Raw genomic sequence first — 17,463 nt, 5'->3', positions numbered from 1 at the left:
ATCAGTCTTTTTTATACTCAATAAAAAAGAGGAGATGAACGGATTTGATAGATGCGACTCGTTACGACGCGGAACAAGTAGGAGGTTACGGAAGTTTTCGCAAAAAAAACACCCTGCCTATTCTATGGAAGGGGTTTATAAACTGGTTAAAACTTGAAAGTAGGAAAATGGAGTCTGAGGATGCAAAAAGTATTCACTTCAGTGAATCGCATTTATTTGTTCAACATTTGCCTTTTTCCTCAGGTGAAGCCTGTCATCAAAACTCGTCCTCTGCGCCTCTTAACCATTGTGAACCTTACATTCGCTATTATGAAAATGCTAATGCATCTCTGGCTGAAAGCTACGGAGCAGTTGAAGGAGAGCATATTCTGCTGATTGAACGTATTGCCGGTCAATCAGAGGTAGTAAAATATTTAAGTAAGCTCGAAGGTTTGAAGGCCTACAGAATGAGCGTAACTAGTCAAGAAGGAAACCATTCCTTTTATGAAATCTGTTTAATAAGCAGTGATGCGGAAATGATGAGTGAAATCATCCATCGAATGGTTACACCAATCCAGCAATGAAAAAAAGCAGGCGAGAGCCTGCTTTTTTTATGAGAACATTGACGTACTGTGCATAGGCTGTAAGCGAGCCTTTGGATCAATGTATGCTTTAGCGTTATTAACGGCAGTCGGACCTTCGCCAAATCCTGCCACGATGAGTTTTACTTTTCCATCATATGTGCAGACATCACCTGCTGCATAGATGCCAGGAATATTTGTTTCTTGCTTTGAGTTAACAACAATTGCATTTTTCTCTAAATCTAAGTCCCATTCTTTAATTGGACCTAGAGAAGAAACAAATCCAAAGTTTACAATAACATCATCTACGTCTACTACTGTCTTTTCTTCACCTTTTGTATTTTCTAACACAACTTGTGTAATACGGTCATCTCCAATAAATTCAACCGGTACATACGGTGTTTTAATATCAACTGATGAAGTATGCAAGTTTTCTACGCTGTGTTCATGAGCGCGGAACTTGTCTCGGCGATGCGTTAACGTTACTTTTTCTGCGAGCGGCTCTAACATAAGAGACCAGTCTACAGCAGAATCCCCGCCCCCGCATACTAATACTTTGCGGCCTTTGAATTTATTCATATCATCCACAAAATAATGAAGGTTCGCTTGCTCGAACTGTTCTGCGTTTTCTAGCTCGATTTTACGGGGCTTAAATGCACCGTTTCCAGCCGTAATAATAATTGTTTTTGAATAGTGGACTTCAGAATTAGTAGTTAATCGAAATACACCGTCCGCTTGTTTTTCTACCTTTTCTACGGCTTGCTCTAGCGCAACTGCAGGTTTAAATTGATCCATTTGCTCTTTTAGGTTATTGACTAATTCTTGAGCCCGTACTTTTGGAAAACCAGCTACGTCATAAATATATTTTTCAGGATATAAAGCAGAAAGCTGTCCACCAAGCTGTGGTAAGCTTTCAATAATTTTTACGCTCGCTTGACGCATACCGCCATAAAATGCTGTAAATAAGCCTGTAGGGCCGCCTCCGATGATGGTAATATCATATACTTGTTTATCTTCTTTCATTTATAATCACCTCTAGATTGTTCTGTGCCAATGCATATTCTACTTTATGATAGCATAGTAAATTATAAAATATCATTAAAACACGCTGGAATGTTTGAGAAACTTTCTCAACTTAAAGATCAGTATTTGTAATCATTAACATAACCACACGTTTTGGTCAAATATAAAACTGGGTATACAGGAGAGTAATTGAAAATTTAAAAGCTTCTAAATACAAAGTGAAGGGTTGAAAAACCGATTAAAAAAGCATAAGATGTTTGTGTAAATCAAGCTAATACTTATGCTTACATTTTTTTGAAAAAGGAAAAATGTATTTTTTTAAAAAAGAACGTGAAGTGATTCACATTATTTTTCTTATATGAATAATAAATGGATAGCGATGATCGTTCTTGCTCAAACTAACATAAAAAAGCAAACCAAATAAAATTGCTCTTATCATTATATTTGTAAGACATACTTGTGACTATAACTAAAAAAGGTGGATGACATTCCTATGAAAAAGCCTAAAATCGTCATTTTGGGTGCCGGGTATGGCGGCATTATGACAATTGTTAATTTACAAAAGAAACTGGGTGCTAGTGATGCGGAAATTGTTTTGGTAAATAAAAACGATTACCATTACGAAACGACATGGCTTCATGAAGTATCAGCAGGTACAATTCATCAAGATCGCTCTCGTGTTCCTGTTAAAAATTTAATTAACACAAATAAGGTTACATTTATCAAAGACACGGTCGTAGATATTAAGTTAGATGAAAAGCGTGTTCTTCTTGAAAACAGTGAGCTAACGTACGATTATTTAGTTGTTGCTTTAGGGTATGAAGCAGAAACTTTCGGAATTAAAGGTTTAAAAGAACATGCATTTACCATTACGAGCATTAATGCAGCACGTCAAATTCGTGAGCATATTGATTATGTGTTTGCGACGTACAACAATGAAGTGGAAAAAAGAGACGAACTTCTGACAATTATTGTGGGGGGTGCTGGCTTTACCGGCATTGAATTTGTGGGAGAATTAGCAAATCGAGTCCCTCAGCTTTGCAAAGAGTTTGATATTCCGCGTGAAAAAGTACGCGTTATTTGTGTAGAAGCAGCGCCTACGGCTTTGCCAGGTTTTGATCCAGAACTTGTAGAATATGCGGTAACACAACTAGAACGAAAAGGAATCGAGTTCAAGATCGGAACAGCGATTAAAGAGTGTACAGAAGAAGGAATTATTGTATCAAAAGATGACCAAGTAGAAGAAATCAAATCAGCAACAGTTGTATGGGCTGCGGGTGTTCGAGGCAGTCATGTGATTGAAAAAGCTGGATTTGAGAACATGCGCGGACGTGTAAAAGTAAGCAATAGCTTGCTGGCCCCAGGGCATGAAGATGTATTTGTTATTGGAGATTGTTCACTAATGATTAATCCTGAAACAGAGCGTCCTTATCCCCCAACAGCTCAAATTGCTATGCAGCAAGGCGGTACCTGCGCTGAAAATATTAGCCGTTTGATGAAAGGTCAAAAAGAATTAAGCGAGTTCAAACCAGATATTAAAGGAACGGTATGTTCGTTAGGGCATGATGACGCAATTGGCGTTGTATATGGTCGAAAACTATTTGGTTCAAGCGCATCTTTTATGAAAAAAGTTGTTGATAATCGCTCGCTTTTCCTTCAAGGCGGAGCAGGTCTTGTATTGAAAAAAGGAAAATTTAATTTCTTTTAAAACAAAAAGCAAAAGGTCTTTAAGCCTTTTGCTTTTTTGGTATTAACTTACTTTTCTGTGATTGACGCCTTCATTACTCTTAAGTAAACTGAGAGTATAAAGAGTAACGGAGGCGAAAAGCAATGGAAATGAGTGTGCCTGTACTAATTATCTCCATCTTGTTGTTTTTTGTTTTGTTTTTTGGAATCGGTTTCTTATTGAATATGCTGCTTCGCATGTCTTGGATTATGGCCATTATTTATCCCGTGATTTTTATTTTTATTATTGATGATGTAAGAGCGGTTGATTACATTCAACATCCCGCTCACTCCTTTCAGCAGCTAGGAACAAAAGTGCTATCTTTAGCCACAGCTGACATTGCGATTTTAATGGCTGGTTTTATAGGTGCACTAGCTTCAGGCATTACCATTAAATCTTTACGAACAAGAGGGTACCAAATGTTTTAAATGTAAATTCTTCTCGCAAACGAATAATTTGTTTTTATGTTGGAAACAAATAGATTCGTGAGAGGAGTTGTGGAAATCACAATGATTGGAAAAATAGCAAAGCGATTCATTATGTGCCTACTACTGGTCGGAGCGCTGTTTACAACATATGAAGCAATTACCAGCGTCCCAATAACTACAGTCATCAAATATATGCCTTTTATAAACAGTACAGGGCATCCTCTAATGAATGAAAGGCTCTTGCCATCATTTCTAAAACCACTAAGAGCTGAAGCGGCTAGCAATGACAAAGAGCGTCTGACGATTGAAGAAGCATTTGATTGGTCGCATTATCCAACTAAGAATGTATTGGCTACGGGTTACACAGCTGGTTACGAATCAACTGGGAAAAATCCCAATCATCCAGGGTATGGTATTACATATTCGGGCGTTAAAGTAAAACGTGACTTGTATTCAACCATCGCTGCTGATTTAACCATATTTCCAATCGGCACGATCTTGTTTATTCCGGGCTATGGCTATGGAGTGGTAGCAGATAAAGGTGGGGCTATTAAAGGCAATCATCTTGATTTATATTTTGAGACTGTTTCCGATGTGTACAACATATGGGGTAAAAAAGAATTAAACGTCTATGTAGTGAAATCAGGGGACGGCCGTTTAACTGAAGAAGAGTTAACAATGCTGAATGAAAAGAAGTCGATGCAGGTTTTTCGCCAGCAGGTAAAATAAAAGAGAAACACATGAAGAATTCTTCATGTGTTTTCTTATGTTTTATGGCCATACATAATACGTTACAAAAGCAACTGCTATCCCTGTTAAGGCCCCAAAGAAAACTTCAATAGGCTTATGTCCAAGCAGCTCTTTTAGCTTCACTTGTTTTTCGTCTTCTTCATTGGTCGTCCACAGCTTTGCCTCTTTTACCGCGCGCTGAAAGTCTTCAACCAAACGATTTAAAACCGTTGCTTGCTCTCCTGCATGTCTTCTTACTCCTTTAGCATCGAACATGACAATAATGGCAAAAATAGCGGAGAGAGCAAAAATGGGGGATTTAAGACCTTCTGCTAGCCCAATGGCAGTTGCTAAGGAAGTTACTGCTGCGGAGTGAGAGCTTGGCATGCCTCCCGTACTAAAAAATAAGCTGCCGTCTATTTTCTTAGTAGCTACAAAAGAAAGGGGAATCTTAATAAATTGAGCAAAGAAAATAGCGATTAATGAACTCCAAAGTGGAAAATTTGAGAATAAATCCATTGAGACGTCCTCCCTCAACTTAAAATGTCTGAAAAGCTAAACCCGTATAATGAAAAAAGCGGTAGATGAAAGTATATGTGTGAAACTAAGGTTTTTGAACTGTGATTAAAAATTGTATTTCTGCTATCATATGTATATAGATGAAAACAGTGGTGAATATGATATATATTCCACTTGCTGAATAGATTAAACAAAGCAGATGATAAATAAAAATAAAATCTCTATACGTAAAAGGGAGGAATTTTATGTTTTCGCATGTAGAAACATTTGGTGTTGATCATCAAACAGAAGCGCTCGTAATCGGGTTATTTAATCAAAACCAACAATTTGAAGGTCTTCTAAAAGAAATTGATGAAGCTTTAGGTGGACAGCTCATTCATTTGATTAAAGAAGGGGATATACGTGTACAAGAAAAACGTACATCAACGATTCATACACTAGGAAAATTAGGAGCGAAACGTCTTTATTTTGTGGGACTCGGACGAAAGCAAGCGCTAACTAAAAATGGACTCAAAGAGAGCTTTGGGCTGTTATTTAAAAAGTTAAAAGAAGCGAAGATTTCAAACGCATCGGTCGCCCTTTCTACATTTGATACAGGAGTGTGGTCAGAGCAAGAAACTGCAGCTTTATTAGGAGAAGCTCAACAGCTTGCTATGTACGAGTTTGAAAACTACAAAAAGAAATCAAACGAACCTGACAAGCAGCTTGAGAAAATTGAACTGTTTTCTTTTTATAAAGACGTTGTACAATCTGCTTTGGTTGGATATACGTATGGAAAAGCAACAAACTCAGCGCGCACCCTTGTTAACTTACCAAGCAATATGCTAACGGCTACAGATTTAGCTAATTATGCAGTAGAAATGGCACATACATATGGTTTTGAATATGAAATTTTAGAAAAAGAAGAGATGGAAACATTGGGAATGGGCGCACTGTTAGCAGTTAATCAAGGTTCCGCAGAGCCTCCTAAAATGATTGTCCTGAAATATCAAGGAAAAGAAAAATGGGAAGACGTTATTGGGTTGGTAGGAAAAGGGATTACCTTTGACACAGGTGGTTACTCTATTAAATCTAAAGACGGGATTGTAGGTATGAAAACAGATATGGGCGGAGCTGCATCTGTTCTTGGTGCAATGGAAGCGATTGGAGAATTAAAACCTCATCAAAACGTAGTAGCTGTCATTCCATCAACTGACAACGTTATTAGCGCGCGTGCTTTTAAGCCAGATGACGTAATTACAGCAATGAGTGGAAAGACAATAGAAGTACTGAATACAGATGCTGAAGGGCGTTTAGCGTTAGCTGATGGTATCTCCTATGCCAAACACCACGGAGCAAATTATTTAGTAGACGTGGCGACATTAACGGGTGGTGTAATTGTAGCTCTTGGTACACATACAACTGGGGCAATGACGAATGATTCTGCTTTATTGCAGCAAATAGTGAAAGCGAGCATTGAGAGAGGCGAACCGATTTGGGAGCTGCCTATTACAGAACGAGACAAAAAGCGTGTTCGGGGAAGTAAGGTAGCAGATTTAAATAACTCTCCTGGACGGGAGGGGCACGCAATTATGGCAGGAACCTTTATTGGTGAGTTTGCAGAGCAAACACCATGGGTTCACTTGGATATTGCTGGAACTGCAACATCCGCTGCTTCTCATGAGTTAGGACCTTCAGGTGCAACAGGCGTGATGGTGCGAACACTAGCTGCAATGGTTTGTTCATTTGAAGCCAATTAATGAAAAGAATATAGCAGTGATAGAAAGAAACGTAAAAAGAAGCATCGATGATGCTTCTTTTTTAATATGTTTACATAATGTTTTTTCTTTTTAGTAAGAAAAGATTATTTAGAAAAATCCTTATATTGTTGAGGCTGGAGAGAATTTAAACAAACGTTTATTTAGTAAGATGATTGACTTTTTTTCTATACCTAATATAATGAACATGTTGTTTATCTCTCTAATGTTTTAATGAGATAAAGTAAAAAGGAAAATGGAGGTTTCAAAATGAATGCAGTATTAATAGCTGTGCTCGTGATGCTGATTTTGAGCTTATTGCGTATCAACGTTGTCTTTTCTTTAGCAGTCGGAGCGCTAATTGGAGGACTTGTTGGCGGTATCAGCCTCACAGATACAGTAAGTATATACACAGATGGTCTTGGAAACAGTGCTTCTGTTGCATTAAGCTATGCTTTGCTTGGAGGATTTGCAATGGCTGTTTCGCGGACAGGGCTGCCTGATGCCGTTGTTCAGCTAGCGTTAAAAATAGTAGGGAAAGAAGGAGAAACAAAAAAGAAGTCACTGTCAAAAGTACTGATTTTACTGATCATCCTTATTATTTCATGTTTTTCTCAAAACGTTATTCCGGTTCACATTGCATTTATTCCGCTTTTAATTCCACCTCTATTAAAAGTATTTAATCAGTTAAAAATCGATCGCCGATTAGTCGCAACGGTTATTACATTTGGATTGGTTACACCTTATATGTATTTGCCGGCAGGATTCGGTAAGATTTATCACGACATTTTATTTACTAACATCAAAGAAAGTGGATTAACAATTGATAAAGGAGATATTACCACGGCGATGGCTCTTCCAGCTTTAGGAATGGTAGTGGGCTTATTGTTTGCTGTGTTTATTTCGTACCGCAAGCCGCGCAGTTATGAAGACATTGACATTGATCAAGGCACAGAGGAGCGTACAGGTTACACAACAAGAGGAATTATAGTAGCTTTACTTGCGATTGTAGCGGCTTTAACTGTGCAGCTCTTAGTAGATTCTATGATTTTCGGAGCGCTTGCAGGGATTGTTGTCGTTTACTTCAGCGGGGCTTTGAAGTGGAACGAAGCAGATCCAGTATTAACGAACGGAATGAGAATGATGGCTTTCATCGGATTTGTTATGCTGTCTGCCTCTGGTTTTGCAAAAGTTCTTCAAGAAACTGGAGATGTAGAAGCGCTTGTAAAAGGCTCTGTTGCTCTTATTGGTGGCAACCAAATGCTAGGTGCATTTCTTATGCTTGTCATCGGGCTTTTAGTGACAATGGGCATTGGTTCTTCTTTCTCTACCATTCCAATTATCGCGACGATTTTTGTTCCTCTTTGCTTAGAACTTGGTATGAGTCCAATGGCAACGATTTGTATTGTTGGTACAGCGGGAGCGCTTGGAGACGCTGGTTCACCAGCTTCAGACAGTACGCTTGGACCCACATCTGGATTAGCAGTCGATCGTCAGCATGATCATATTTGGGATACGTGTGTACCAACTTTTCTTCACTATAACATTCCACTTATTATTTTTGGGTGGATTGCCTCGGTTATCTTGTAAATAGAGGGCCTATAATGAAAAAAAGCAGCCGATCAAAACCGGCTGCTTTTTTTCATGCTTGAGAAAGAGTAGAAGCAGTGCTGTCACAAGCTCCTAATGCTTGCTCTACAGCCTGAAGAGATTGTTCAATACGTTCACGATTTGAATCTTTCTCTACTGTTTGAAGAGCTTGTTCAAGGCTTGCTTTTGCCTGATTTAATGATGTGCAAGAATCTTGCACGTAACCTCTAGCGTTTTTAGACATTCTTCTTCCTCCTAACCAACCAAAAATGAGAATCAATAAGTAGTATGAGTAATTTGCAGGGAATTATGAGGAGAAATAATAAAAAGGATTAACTCTTATGAAAGGAGTTAATCCTGTCAGCCTAACTGTTTAAATTGGTTGGAATGTAGAAGTTCAAGCACTTTCTTATCAAGCTCCTTAATTTTCTTTACAGCCAGATTATATTCCAATTCACGGTAATGATGTTTGCCGCCTGGCTCTTCATCAGCTTCATCAGCTAGTTTGACTACTTTTTGAAGAGGGCGTTGTTGAATTGTTCCTTCAGGCAAATACGAGTCTGTGTGTAGTAAAATAGCTAAAGCAATTTCTTTTGCCGCCTGAGGTTCCTCACCTAAACGAATGAGTAATTTATGTGCACGTTCAGCCCCTTTAATAGCGTGAATATCATTTTGACGATACTTCTCATAATCCCACTGACCATTTGTGTACCATTCGTAGTGGCCAATATCATGAAGCAGTGCTGCTTTTGTAGCCAAATCGGGGTTTACATTATGCTGTACGGATAGACGAAACGCATGATAGGCGACGGATACAGCATGCGCAACGCCAGATCGAGTTAAATATTTTTGAGCGATAGGATGCGTGAAAATCTCTACTAGCGTAACATGTCTCATCATGTCATCCCTCCTAAAGAAAAAATATATTTCCAAATACAATATCATATTTGTATCCTAAATACAATTATCGTGTAATTTGTTTTTACATAAAAAAATGGCATATATTATAATATTCGGAACGAAACAACATGTACATCTTTTTTTGAAGAAAATAAGACTTTTTTCCTTGTATTTTACCATCTAATATTTAACGATACGTGACAGCAGTCAAATTGGTTATCGGGATGAATAAACGTAATTTTAATATAGTCTGGAGTATAAAAAACATCGATTTTTGTCTTAACACCAGTGGAAAGAATGAGTCTTTTTACTTCACTCATTTTGGATTCTTGAGCAGCAGCTTTTATTTTTTTTATTAAATTTGGCGAAGTATTAGCTCTTTGAATAAATATAGTAGCGCTTTGCATGGTAGAGGGAATAACTTTAAGAGATTGCTGAAATGTCGCGATGTCCGCCTCAGGTAAGTTAGGTACCCTGTATGTATAAGGGTGAGGCATGTAGTACGGTGGCCAATAGTAAGACAAGGGAGCAAATGATTTCATATAAGAATCCTCCTAGAAAACGGATTTTTATTATGTATATGTAGAGGGGTCGTATATGTTGTAGCAAAACCGTTATTGTATACTAGATACAAAGGGAGGTATGGATATGAAAACAAAAGATACGCTGTTAGAAGCATTAGGAATTGAGATTATTAGTGCGAGTGAACAAAGAGTCGAAGCGACGATGCCTGTTGATGAGCGAACGCGTCAGCCATTCGGGCTTTTACACGGAGGAGCATCGGTGGCGTTAGCTGAAACTGTGGCTAGTCTAGGTGCCATTAAAAGTGTAGATCTCGAAAAAGAAATCTGCGTAGGTTTAGAAATTAATGCCAATCATATCAAAGGGAAAAAAGACGGAATCGTTACAGCTATAGGCCTTCCTTTACATAAAGGAAAAAAAACAGCAGTTTGGGAAGTGAAAATTCAAGATGAAGAAGAGAATTTAATCTGTATATCCAGATGTACGCTTGCTATTCTGCCTAAAGCTTAAACATAAGAATGCTTAGTCCAGAAGGTGTGAGGTATGCTTTTGGAGTCAGAAGGAGCCACCTCACACACTCATGTTAGAGTTTAAAGAGAATTTGGAAGAGCGGATACATAAAAAAGTGAAAAAATAGGTAAAAAAATAAGCGAAATTATGTCTATTCGTGACAGTTACCCTGCGCATAGAGACATGCTCTAGAATATAGTAGTAGTAAAGTATTCTTTTTATTCAGCAACTAGAATATTCATAATATTAAAAATAAGAACAGAAAATAGACCTTCCGATTGTTCAATCGTGCTATAATAGCATTAATATAGTAGGGCGGTTTATTTTACAAAGGGGTGATAATATTGGATAAGAACTCTCAGTATTTATTCATTGATTTTGAATTTACAATGCCAGAGTATAAGGGTTTTCCAAAAGGCTTTTTTCCGGAAATCATTGAAGTTGGTTTGGTGTTTGTTAAAAATCAAGAAATCATTGATCGTTTCTCCTCTTACGTACAGCCTACACACTTTACAAAATTAACTGAGCGCTGTAAATCATTTCTCCATATCGAACAAAATCAAGTAAATAAAGGCATTACGCTAGAGCAGCTTGTACAGCGACTGGGCATGTATAAACACAGCACGATCATTACATGGGGGAACATGGATATGAAAGTATTAAGGCAGTGCTGTCAAAAAAATAAGGTGCCATTTCCTTTTGCAGGTAAAGAAATTGATCTTTCAATGGAGTATAAGCGCTTTTTTGGAGATCAAAATCAAACTGGCCTTTGGAAAGCTGTGCAAGAGTATGGTAAAGAAGGAACTGGAAAGCACCACTGCGCGCTTGATGATGCGATGACGACACTCAACATCTTTAAGCTTGTAGAAAAAGATAAGCGGTACCTTCAAAAACCAGAGCCAACGACCATAGGAGATCGAATCGATTTTTCAAAAGTATTAAATAAATTTGCATTATAAAAGCCAAATCACTTCTACGTGAATTTGGCTTTTTACTTAATGAATACCGTACTCTTTTTTTAACTCTTCTAAACAAGCAATACTTGCTTGAGCAAAAGGGCTATCTTTGGCCTGTTGTTCAGCTATCTTTAATTCAAGCGCTTTTTTTAGTGAATTTTTATAATCGGGAACGCTGTCTTCATAGAGATGAACCATTTTTTGAGGAATATTGGCCTGCTCTCGAAATGCAAGTGCTTTTCGCTCGTGAAAAAAAGGTACGTCCACCTGTCCAGGATTATGTAAGTCACCTTGTTCTGGATGCTTTAACACAGCTTGAATCCGCACAACATAATGCAGGTCTCGAACTTGTGTAATTTCACCGATGTATTTCCCAGTTTTATAAAGTGCCGTAACGGTTTGACCAATTGTAAATGTCATATTGCCAGATCTCCTTTAAGTAAAGTTTTTGTTATCACCAGTATAAATCAAAACCCCCTACCGTTTCTATGAAAGGATGTTGTACATGATGTATTTAATGTTTTTGCTTTATTTTCCGGAAGATAAAAGAGAATATATTCCTGCTTTTGCTACTATGGCGATTTTTGTACTAGCAGCAGTTGCGGTATGGCGTTTAATCATTAAGGTTTCGAAAAAAGAAGAAGAAAAAACGAAGGAGTTAGAAGCAAAGCTAAAAGAACAGGAAAATAAGAAATCACTGTAATGAAATGTAAATAAAATGTAAGCGTTTAAAATGATATGTTGCTGGACAATCTATGGAAAGACATCTAAAACTTTCGCTAGTGCATATGCGATTGGAGGGCAACATGAAAAAACTACTACTCATTGGAACCGTGCCTTTTTTCTTGTTAACGGGGTGTATGGAAAAAGAAATATCCAATAAAGAAGTCAAAGTCTATAACGCAGATGGAGATAGCATCGGTACAGTCAAGTTGAAAGAGCAGGCTGATGGAATTGAGTTTACGTACAATTTAAGCGGACTTCCACCTGGCGAACACGGCGTACATATTCATGAAATGGGAATTTGCAAAGCTCCTAACTTTAAAAGTGCGGGCAATCACCTTGATCCTGATAAAAAGAAACACGGACTGTTAAATCCAAAAGGACCGCATTTAGGCGATATGAAAAATATTGTGGTAGAAGACGATCAGACGTATACAGGAACAGATATGGTTCCTCAAGTCACGTTAAAAGAAGGAAAGACATCTCTCGTTAAGCGTATGGATGGTTCATCCCTTGTTATTACCGAACAAGGTGATGACGGAATGACAGAGCCTTCAGGTAATTCTGGCAAGCGAATCGCCTGCGGAGTTATTTCAAAAAAACATTAAAAACAGCGTTCTTTCCTGAGAAAGAACGCTGTTTTTTACGTTAAAGCTACTTTTAAGCGATTTAATCCTTCTTGAAGCTGTTCATGTGAACAGCCAATGTTCAAGCGGATAAAACCTTTTCCATATGTGGAACTGTATTTTTCGCCTTTTTCTACGGCAATTTTCCCTTTTTCTAATAAGCGTTCATGTAATTCTTCTTCTGATAAATGCAGCTTGTTGCAGTCAATCCATAGTAAATAAGTTCCTTCGGGCTGAACCAATCGCAGTTCAGGCAAGTTCTCACTTATAAAACGCGTCACGAGATCTACATTTTTCTTCAGATATACAAGCAGTGCTTCTAGCCACTCCTCACCTTCACTGTAAGCCGCCTCTAACCCAATTATTCCGAATGTGTTTAAATTAGAAAACCCTTGTTTTTGCTGTTGTTGAACATACTGTGTGCGCAGTTTCTTGTTTGGAATAATAATAGCTGAAGCTTGAAGACCCGGTATATTAAATGTTTTGCTAGGGGCCATACACGTAATGGTTCGATTGGCTGCATCTTCACTCACCATGCTAATGGGAATGTGTTTATAAGGCTGGTAAATTAGATCGGAATGGATTTCATCTGAAACAATTAATACATTGTATTTTTCACAAAGACCGGCAAGCTTCTTCAGTTCTTCTTTTGTCCACACGCGTCCTACTGGATTATGAGGGCTGCAAAGAATCATTAATTTTACGCCTTCTGCAAATTTTTGCTCTAAATCTGCAAAATCAATTTCGTATTTATCGCCTGCAAGTTTTAACGGATTTTCAACAACTTCTCGATCATTTACCTTTATCATGTTAAAAAATGGAGTATAGACTGGAGGCTGAATTAAAATTGAATCTCCGGGTTCCGTAAATGCTTGAATAGCCATACTCAGGGCAAATACAACTCCTGGACTGTATGTAATCCATTCATGATCAATAATCCACTGATGCTTTTTTTCTACCCAAGATGATAAAGCATTTGCCGTAGATTCCGTAGGGGAAGTGTAGCCGAAAATACCGTGTTTGACACGCTCATTAATGGTTCGAAGAACATTAGGTGGCACTTGGAAATCCATATCAGCTACCCAAAAAGGCAGAACATCTTTTGCTCCAAAAACAAGATCAGTTTTGTCCCACTTTACGGACTGTGTACCTGTACGGTTAATTAATTGATCAAAAGAATAAGTAGACAATAAAAGTACCCCCTTTTTTAATATAATAGTTTGCTTATTTTTAATACGTTTGTCAACGAAGTTAACTTGTGAAGTCAATAAAGAAAGTAAAAAAATTGCTGAAGCACCACTAATAAATTTTTTATTAAAGTTAGCGCCTCGTGTGAAATATACGAACTCGCCCAGTCATTATTGAGACAGGGCTTTTTCACCGTACAAGAAATCGACCATATGAGATTGCACAATGTCGGGACACTCTTCTGGTAAAAGGTGTCCAATTTCCTTTAAAGAGATAAAGGTAGAGTCTGTTAAATCATCTTTTAACTTACGTCCGAGATGCAAAGGAACAACCCGGTCTTCTTCTCCCCAAATGAGTAAACTTGGTTTTTTTATGTGCTGCAAATCCTTTGAGGATAGGTCTCCTTCTCGATCACGAATCATTCTTGTTAAAGCCATAAACGTACGGTCATCCAAAAATGGTTCAGTATAGCCATCAATCATTTCTTCGTCGATTAACTTATGGTCAAATACGACATTTTGCAAGTTACCTAATACACCTTTGCGAGACAGCCACGTTTTTACCCACAGATAAAAGAAGGGAACATAAGAAGACATGACCAACCCATAATGTGAGGGGCCTAAGTAAGCTGAGCTGCACAGAAGAACTAGTTTCGATACGCAAGAAGGCTTTAACTTTGCTACGTTTAAACAAACTTGTCCTCCCATTGAGTGTCCCGATAGTATAACATCTTTCAATTTTAAATATTCAATCAACTCGATGACAATTCTGGCTAAATTTTTATACGAGTATTGAAAGGTTAACGATTTTTCACTTCGCCCAAATGGCGGAAGGTCCAGCGTAATGATAGAAAACGTATCTTCAAATAAAGGAATTAAACGTCGAAAGCTAAAACTCGATGATAAAAAGCCGTGAATAAATACAATGGCTGGTTTATCAGGGTGATAGTTATGGCATTCGTAGTAAACATTGACTCCATTAAAAGTACGCTGGTGGCAAGTAATTTTAGATTCAGTCAATTTGGTTCACTCCATCTTTTTCTTTCTAGTCTGTCCTAATTTCCAGCAATCTATAAAATGAAACTCAATTACCGGTATAGATTTCACATTAAAGATGTGTTTAAATTTGATATAATGGAAAAAGTGAAAAAATTTAATCGCTGTAGGAGGGGAACGCGGTGTTCTTAGAAGAAAAAGAGTTAGAAATTTTAGAAATTCTAGAAAAAAATAGCCGTATTTCGATAGATAGTATTTCAAAAATGGTGGATTTAACGTTTGAAGAAACCTCTAATATTGTTAAAAAGCTAGAGAGAGAAAAAGTAATTGTGCAATATTCAGCTGATATTAACTGGAGACGAGTAGATGGACATGAGGGCGTCACAGCTATGATAGATGTAAAAGTTGCACCAAAGCGAGGAGTAGGCTTTGACGAGATTGCGGAGCGCATCTATCGTTTTCAAGAAGTGAAATCCGTGTACCTAATGTCAGGAGCATATGATTTGTCTGTTATTATTGAAGAAAAATCAATGTCTGAAGTAGCATTTTTTGTTTCTGAAAAGCTTTCTACGCTAGACTCTGTTTTATCTACAACGACTCACTTTATCATGAAAAAATACAAGCACGATGGTACCATCTACGACCAAGGCGATGAAGATCGCAGAATCGTGGTGTCTCCGTAATGAAAGAGCGCTTGTCAACAACTGTACAACAGCTGAAACCTTCAGGTATTCGCCGCTTTTTTGATTTAGCAGCAAGTATGGATAACGTCATCTCTCTTGGAGTAGGTGAACCTGATTTTGTCACATCTTGGGCTGTTCGAGAAGCGAGTATTTTATCGTTGGAAAGAGGATATACCTCTTATACAGCAAATGCGGGGCTTTTAGAGCTCCGCTTTGAAATTATGAAGTATATGAAAAGAAATTTTAACGTCTCGTATGATTATAAAGATGATATTATTGTGACCGTTGGAGGAAGTCAGGCTTTAGACATTACAATGCGAGCTTTGATTAACCCTGAAGATGAAATTATTGTCGTGGAGCCAAATTTTGTGTCTTACAGTCCGTTAATTTCGCTAGCAGGAGGAGTTCCTGTGGCAATTGAAACAACGGCAGAAACAGAGTTTAAACTACAGCCTAGACAGATTGAAGAAGTCATTACAAGCAACACGAAAGCTCTTCTTTTATGCTCTCCTAATAATCCAACAGGAAGCTCACTATCTAAAGAAGAGCTGCAGGCTATTGCGGATATTGTCATAAAGCATGACTTGCTTGTTATCACGGATGAAATATATGCAGAATTAACATATGATGAAGAATTTACATCTATTGCTTCTTTAGAAGGAATGAAAGAACGAACTATTATTATTTCTGGCTTTTCTAAAGGGTTTGCCATGACTGGATGGCGTCTTGGGTACATATGTGCACCAACTGAGATTGCTAAAGCAATGCTGAAAATTCATCAATATACAATGATGTGTGCGCCTACCATGGCACAATATGGAGCAATTGAAGCACTACAAAATGGGCAGCATGACGTAGAAGAGATGAGAAAAAGCTATCGCAGAAGACGGAACTACATGGTGAAGTCATTAAATCAAATTGGTTTGGAATGCCATTCTCCCGGAGGAGCGTTTTATGTGTTCCCGTCTATCAAGAAAACTGGATTGTCATCGGAAGAATTCGCTGAGCAGCTTTTGCTTGAAGAGCGAGTAGCTGTGGTGCCAGGCAATGTATTTGGAAAAGGCGGAGAGGGACATATTCGCTGTTCATACGCCTCTTCAATGGAATCATTAGAAGAATCCATAAAACGGATTAGCCGTTTTGTTGAAAATAAGTTATAATAAAAATAAGATATTATGTCATATCGTATAGACGGTTTGATATAATATCTTTTTTGCTATGATGAAATGTAGTGTTAGTTTATATTTGTGACGAAATTGGTAAATAATAAATATAGTATAACTACTTTTTGATTCAATCTATGAACTGTGCTATAATTTTAAATTGGCTATAATGGTGAAAATAATAAGGTATCTAGGAGTGTTTATATGTCAAAATTTGAAATCGGTACTGTTACAAAAGGTAAAGTAACAGGAATTCAACCATACGGTGCATTCGTTGCATTAAATGAAGAAACTCAAGGATTAGTTCATATCTCAGAAGTAAAACATGGCTTCGTTAAAGATATTAACGAACATTTATCAGTAGGAGACGAAGTAAACGTTAAAGTTTTATCTGTTGATGAGTCAACTGGTAAAATTGGTTTATCTATTCGTGCAACTGAGCCAGCTCCAGAAAAAACTGAAGCTTCTGCACCTAAAAAACCTGCTAAAAAGCGTCAAGGTCAAGCAACAGTTCATACTGAATCTACTCAAGGATTCAACACATTAAAAGAAAAATTAGAAGAGTGGATTGAGCAATCAAACCGCGAAGATCTAATTAAGAAATAAGAAAAAAAGAAGGATAGCTTAGCTATCCTTCTTTTTTTAATGTTCCGTTCTAGGTTCTGTACGCTCTACTTCAGCAGAAGGTTTAAATAATAGACCTAGGTTAATCAGTCCTGCAATTCCAACCAATCCATAGATAATGCGGGAGAAAGCAGATGTTTGACCGCCGAAGATTGCTGCTACTAAATCAAATTGAAAAAAGCCAATAAGTCCCCAGTTAATTGCTCCAATAATCGTTAATACGAGCGCAATACGTTGAATACCACTCATGATGAACCCTCCT

22 protein-coding genes are annotated in these 17,463 nt (G+C 37.7%); 13 read left to right on the top strand and 9 right to left on the bottom strand.

The window, feature by feature from the left end; genetic code table 11:
• Positions 1-44: 44 nt before the first annotated feature.
• Complete coding sequence (locus ACN6NE_RS09385; RefSeq protein WP_129705250.1) at positions 45-563, top strand: hypothetical protein; 519 nt, start codon at positions 45-47, stop codon at positions 561-563.
• A 27-nt stretch (positions 564-590) separates the two neighbouring features.
• Here ACN6NE_RS09385 and ACN6NE_RS09380 read toward each other — a convergent pair whose 3' ends face one another.
• A complete protein-coding gene (locus ACN6NE_RS09380; protein WP_129705248.1) occupies positions 591-1,583 on the bottom strand; it encodes an NAD(P)/FAD-dependent oxidoreductase in 993 nt (330 codons plus the stop codon).
• Positions 1,584-2,076: 493 nt separating this feature from the next.
• Here ACN6NE_RS09380 and ACN6NE_RS09375 point away from each other — a divergent pair, with 493 nt between their 5' ends.
• From ACN6NE_RS09375 to ACN6NE_RS09365, 3 genes are all read left to right on the top strand, one after another.
• The gene (locus tag ACN6NE_RS09375) at positions 2,077-3,291 is read left to right on the top strand and encodes an NAD(P)/FAD-dependent oxidoreductase (RefSeq protein WP_025752690.1); all 1,215 of its coding nucleotides are present in this window, start codon (positions 2,077-2,079) and stop codon (positions 3,289-3,291) included.
• A 122-nt stretch (positions 3,292-3,413) separates the two neighbouring features.
• Positions 3,414-3,737 carry a YuiB family protein gene (locus ACN6NE_RS09370; RefSeq protein ID WP_013059616.1) on the top strand — a complete coding sequence of 108 codons (324 nt, stop codon included), beginning with the start codon at positions 3,414-3,416 and terminating at the stop codon, positions 3,735-3,737.
• A gap of 81 nt (positions 3,738-3,818) precedes the next feature.
• The gene (locus ACN6NE_RS09365; protein ID WP_129705596.1) at positions 3,819-4,466 is read left to right on the top strand and encodes a 3D domain-containing protein; all 648 of its coding nucleotides are present in this window, start codon (positions 3,819-3,821) and stop codon (positions 4,464-4,466) included.
• Between the two features lie 42 nt (positions 4,467-4,508).
• Here ACN6NE_RS09365 and ACN6NE_RS09360 read toward each other — a convergent pair whose 3' ends face one another.
• Positions 4,509-4,985 (bottom strand): divergent PAP2 family protein, encoded by a 477-nt coding sequence (locus tag ACN6NE_RS09360; RefSeq protein ID WP_013059614.1) that lies wholly within the window; start codon positions 4,983-4,985, stop codon positions 4,509-4,511.
• 245 nt (positions 4,986-5,230) lie between these two features.
• Between ACN6NE_RS09360 and ACN6NE_RS09355 the strand changes: the two genes are divergently transcribed.
• Positions 5,231-6,724 carry a leucyl aminopeptidase gene (locus tag ACN6NE_RS09355; protein ID WP_129705246.1) on the top strand — a complete coding sequence of 498 codons (1,494 nt, stop codon included), beginning with the start codon at positions 5,231-5,233 and terminating at the stop codon, positions 6,722-6,724.
• Positions 6,725-6,991: 267 nt separating this feature from the next.
• Entirely contained in the window at positions 6,992-8,311 is a 1,320-nt protein-coding gene (locus ACN6NE_RS09350) for a Na+/H+ antiporter family protein (protein WP_050688971.1), read from the top strand.
• Positions 8,312-8,363: 52 nt separating this feature from the next.
• Here ACN6NE_RS09350 and ACN6NE_RS09345 read toward each other — a convergent pair whose 3' ends face one another.
• The 3 genes from ACN6NE_RS09345 to ACN6NE_RS09335 all read right to left on the bottom strand — a co-directional run bounded on the left by ACN6NE_RS09345 (position 8,364) and on the right by ACN6NE_RS09335 (position 9,753).
• Positions 8,364-8,555, bottom strand: a complete 192-nt coding sequence (locus ACN6NE_RS09345) for a hypothetical protein (RefSeq protein WP_013059611.1) — start codon at positions 8,553-8,555, stop codon at positions 8,364-8,366.
• Positions 8,556-8,671: 116 nt separating this feature from the next.
• A complete protein-coding gene (locus ACN6NE_RS09340; RefSeq protein ID WP_028409590.1) occupies positions 8,672-9,208 on the bottom strand; it encodes an HD domain-containing protein in 537 nt (178 codons plus the stop codon).
• A gap of 176 nt (positions 9,209-9,384) precedes the next feature.
• Positions 9,385-9,753, bottom strand: coding sequence for a YuzC family spore coat inner layer protein (locus tag ACN6NE_RS09335; protein ID WP_013059609.1), 369 nt, complete (start codon positions 9,751-9,753; stop codon positions 9,385-9,387).
• A 106-nt stretch (positions 9,754-9,859) separates the two neighbouring features.
• On the opposite strand from ACN6NE_RS09335, the gene ACN6NE_RS09330 reads away from it, so the two are divergent.
• Both ACN6NE_RS09330 and kapD read left to right on the top strand, forming a co-directional pair.
• A complete protein-coding gene (locus ACN6NE_RS09330) occupies positions 9,860-10,243 on the top strand; it encodes a hotdog fold thioesterase (RefSeq protein WP_129705244.1) in 384 nt (127 codons plus the stop codon).
• 344 nt (positions 10,244-10,587) lie between these two features.
• Complete coding sequence (gene kapD, locus ACN6NE_RS09325) at positions 10,588-11,202, top strand: 3'-5' exonuclease KapD (protein WP_474325244.1); 615 nt, start codon at positions 10,588-10,590, stop codon at positions 11,200-11,202.
• 36 nt (positions 11,203-11,238) lie between these two features.
• On the opposite strand, the gene kapB is transcribed toward kapD, so the two are convergent.
• Positions 11,239-11,619 (bottom strand): kinase-associated lipoprotein KapB, encoded by a 381-nt coding sequence (gene kapB / locus ACN6NE_RS09320; protein WP_013059606.1) that lies wholly within the window; start codon positions 11,617-11,619, stop codon positions 11,239-11,241.
• 85 nt (positions 11,620-11,704) lie between these two features.
• Between kapB and ACN6NE_RS09315 the strand changes: the two genes are divergently transcribed.
• Together ACN6NE_RS09315 and ACN6NE_RS09310 are read left to right on the top strand one after the other, a co-directional pair.
• The gene (locus tag ACN6NE_RS09315) at positions 11,705-11,902 is read left to right on the top strand and encodes a hypothetical protein (RefSeq protein ID WP_116516552.1); all 198 of its coding nucleotides are present in this window, start codon (positions 11,705-11,707) and stop codon (positions 11,900-11,902) included.
• Positions 11,903-12,005: 103 nt separating this feature from the next.
• Entirely contained in the window at positions 12,006-12,530 is a 525-nt protein-coding gene (locus ACN6NE_RS09310; protein WP_013059604.1) for a superoxide dismutase family protein, read from the top strand.
• 35 nt (positions 12,531-12,565) lie between these two features.
• Here the strand turns inward: ACN6NE_RS09310 and ACN6NE_RS09305 are convergent, their stop codons facing one another.
• Both ACN6NE_RS09305 and ACN6NE_RS09300 read right to left on the bottom strand, forming a co-directional pair.
• Positions 12,566-13,738 carry a MalY/PatB family protein gene (locus ACN6NE_RS09305; protein ID WP_474325241.1) on the bottom strand — a complete coding sequence of 391 codons (1,173 nt, stop codon included), beginning with the start codon at positions 13,736-13,738 and terminating at the stop codon, positions 12,566-12,568.
• A 168-nt stretch (positions 13,739-13,906) separates the two neighbouring features.
• On the bottom strand, positions 13,907-14,755 hold the full coding sequence (locus tag ACN6NE_RS09300) for an alpha/beta fold hydrolase (RefSeq protein ID WP_474325239.1): 849 nt from the start codon (positions 14,753-14,755) through the stop codon (positions 13,907-13,909).
• Positions 14,756-14,913: 158 nt separating this feature from the next.
• On the opposite strand from ACN6NE_RS09300, the gene ACN6NE_RS09295 reads away from it, so the two are divergent.
• The 3 genes from ACN6NE_RS09295 (at position 14,914) to yugI (ending at position 17,183) form a co-directional block, all read left to right on the top strand.
• Entirely contained in the window at positions 14,914-15,414 is a 501-nt protein-coding gene (locus ACN6NE_RS09295) for an Lrp/AsnC family transcriptional regulator (RefSeq protein ID WP_013059601.1), read from the top strand.
• On the top strand, positions 15,414-16,574 hold the full coding sequence (locus ACN6NE_RS09290) for an aminotransferase (protein WP_013059600.1): 1,161 nt from the start codon (positions 15,414-15,416) through the stop codon (positions 16,572-16,574). Before ACN6NE_RS09295 ends, ACN6NE_RS09290 begins: the two co-directional genes overlap by 1 nt.
• Positions 16,575-16,781: 207 nt before the next feature.
• Positions 16,782-17,183, top strand: a complete 402-nt coding sequence (gene yugI, locus ACN6NE_RS09285) for a S1 domain-containing post-transcriptional regulator GSP13 (protein ID WP_013059599.1) — start codon at positions 16,782-16,784, stop codon at positions 17,181-17,183.
• Positions 17,184-17,219: 36 nt separating this feature from the next.
• Here the strand turns inward: yugI and ACN6NE_RS09280 are convergent, their stop codons facing one another.
• On the bottom strand, positions 17,220-17,450 hold the full coding sequence (locus ACN6NE_RS09280) for a DUF378 domain-containing protein (protein ID WP_013059598.1): 231 nt from the start codon (positions 17,448-17,450) through the stop codon (positions 17,220-17,222).
• Between the last annotated feature and the right edge of the window lie 13 nt (positions 17,451-17,463).

Source organism: Priestia sp. 53B2 (assembly GCF_056099005.1).
This window is presented reverse-complemented; position numbering and strand designations above follow the sequence as displayed.

Excerpts from the sequence above, each read along its gene's own strand:
- ACN6NE_RS09310 (WP_013059604.1), top strand. The coding sequence starts at position 12,006 with ATGAAAAAACTACTACTCATTGGAACCGTGCCTTTTTTCTTGTTAACG.
- ACN6NE_RS09370 (WP_013059616.1), top strand. The coding sequence starts at position 3,414 with ATGGAAATGAGTGTGCCTGTACTAATTATCTCCATCTTGTTGTTTTTT.
- ACN6NE_RS09345 (WP_013059611.1), bottom strand. The coding sequence starts at position 8,555 with ATGTCTAAAAACGCTAGAGGTTACGTGCAAGATTCTTGCACATCATTA.
- ACN6NE_RS09360 (WP_013059614.1), bottom strand. The coding sequence starts at position 4,985 with ATGGATTTATTCTCAAATTTTCCACTTTGGAGTTCATTAATCGCTATT.
- ACN6NE_RS09375 (WP_025752690.1), top strand. The coding sequence starts at position 2,077 with ATGAAAAAGCCTAAAATCGTCATTTTGGGTGCCGGGTATGGCGGCATT.
- yugI (WP_013059599.1), top strand. The coding sequence starts at position 16,782 with ATGTCAAAATTTGAAATCGGTACTGTTACAAAAGGTAAAGTAACAGGA.
- ACN6NE_RS09380 (WP_129705248.1), bottom strand. The coding sequence starts at position 1,583 with ATGAAAGAAGATAAACAAGTATATGATATTACCATCATCGGAGGCGGC.
- ACN6NE_RS09315 (WP_116516552.1), top strand. The coding sequence starts at position 11,705 with ATGATGTATTTAATGTTTTTGCTTTATTTTCCGGAAGATAAAAGAGAA.
- ACN6NE_RS09280 (WP_013059598.1), bottom strand. The coding sequence starts at position 17,450 with ATGAGTGGTATTCAACGTATTGCGCTCGTATTAACGATTATTGGAGCA.
- ACN6NE_RS09365 (WP_129705596.1), top strand. The coding sequence starts at position 3,819 with ATGATTGGAAAAATAGCAAAGCGATTCATTATGTGCCTACTACTGGTC.
- ACN6NE_RS09335 (WP_013059609.1), bottom strand. The coding sequence starts at position 9,753 with ATGAAATCATTTGCTCCCTTGTCTTACTATTGGCCACCGTACTACATG.
- kapB (WP_013059606.1), bottom strand. The coding sequence starts at position 11,619 with ATGACATTTACAATTGGTCAAACCGTTACGGCACTTTATAAAACTGGG.
- ACN6NE_RS09340 (WP_028409590.1), bottom strand. The coding sequence starts at position 9,208 with ATGAGACATGTTACGCTAGTAGAGATTTTCACGCATCCTATCGCTCAA.
- ACN6NE_RS09355 (WP_129705246.1), top strand. The coding sequence starts at position 5,231 with ATGTTTTCGCATGTAGAAACATTTGGTGTTGATCATCAAACAGAAGCG.
- ACN6NE_RS09330 (WP_129705244.1), top strand. The coding sequence starts at position 9,860 with ATGAAAACAAAAGATACGCTGTTAGAAGCATTAGGAATTGAGATTATT.
- ACN6NE_RS09350 (WP_050688971.1), top strand. The coding sequence starts at position 6,992 with ATGAATGCAGTATTAATAGCTGTGCTCGTGATGCTGATTTTGAGCTTA.
- ACN6NE_RS09290 (WP_013059600.1), top strand. The coding sequence starts at position 15,414 with ATGAAAGAGCGCTTGTCAACAACTGTACAACAGCTGAAACCTTCAGGT.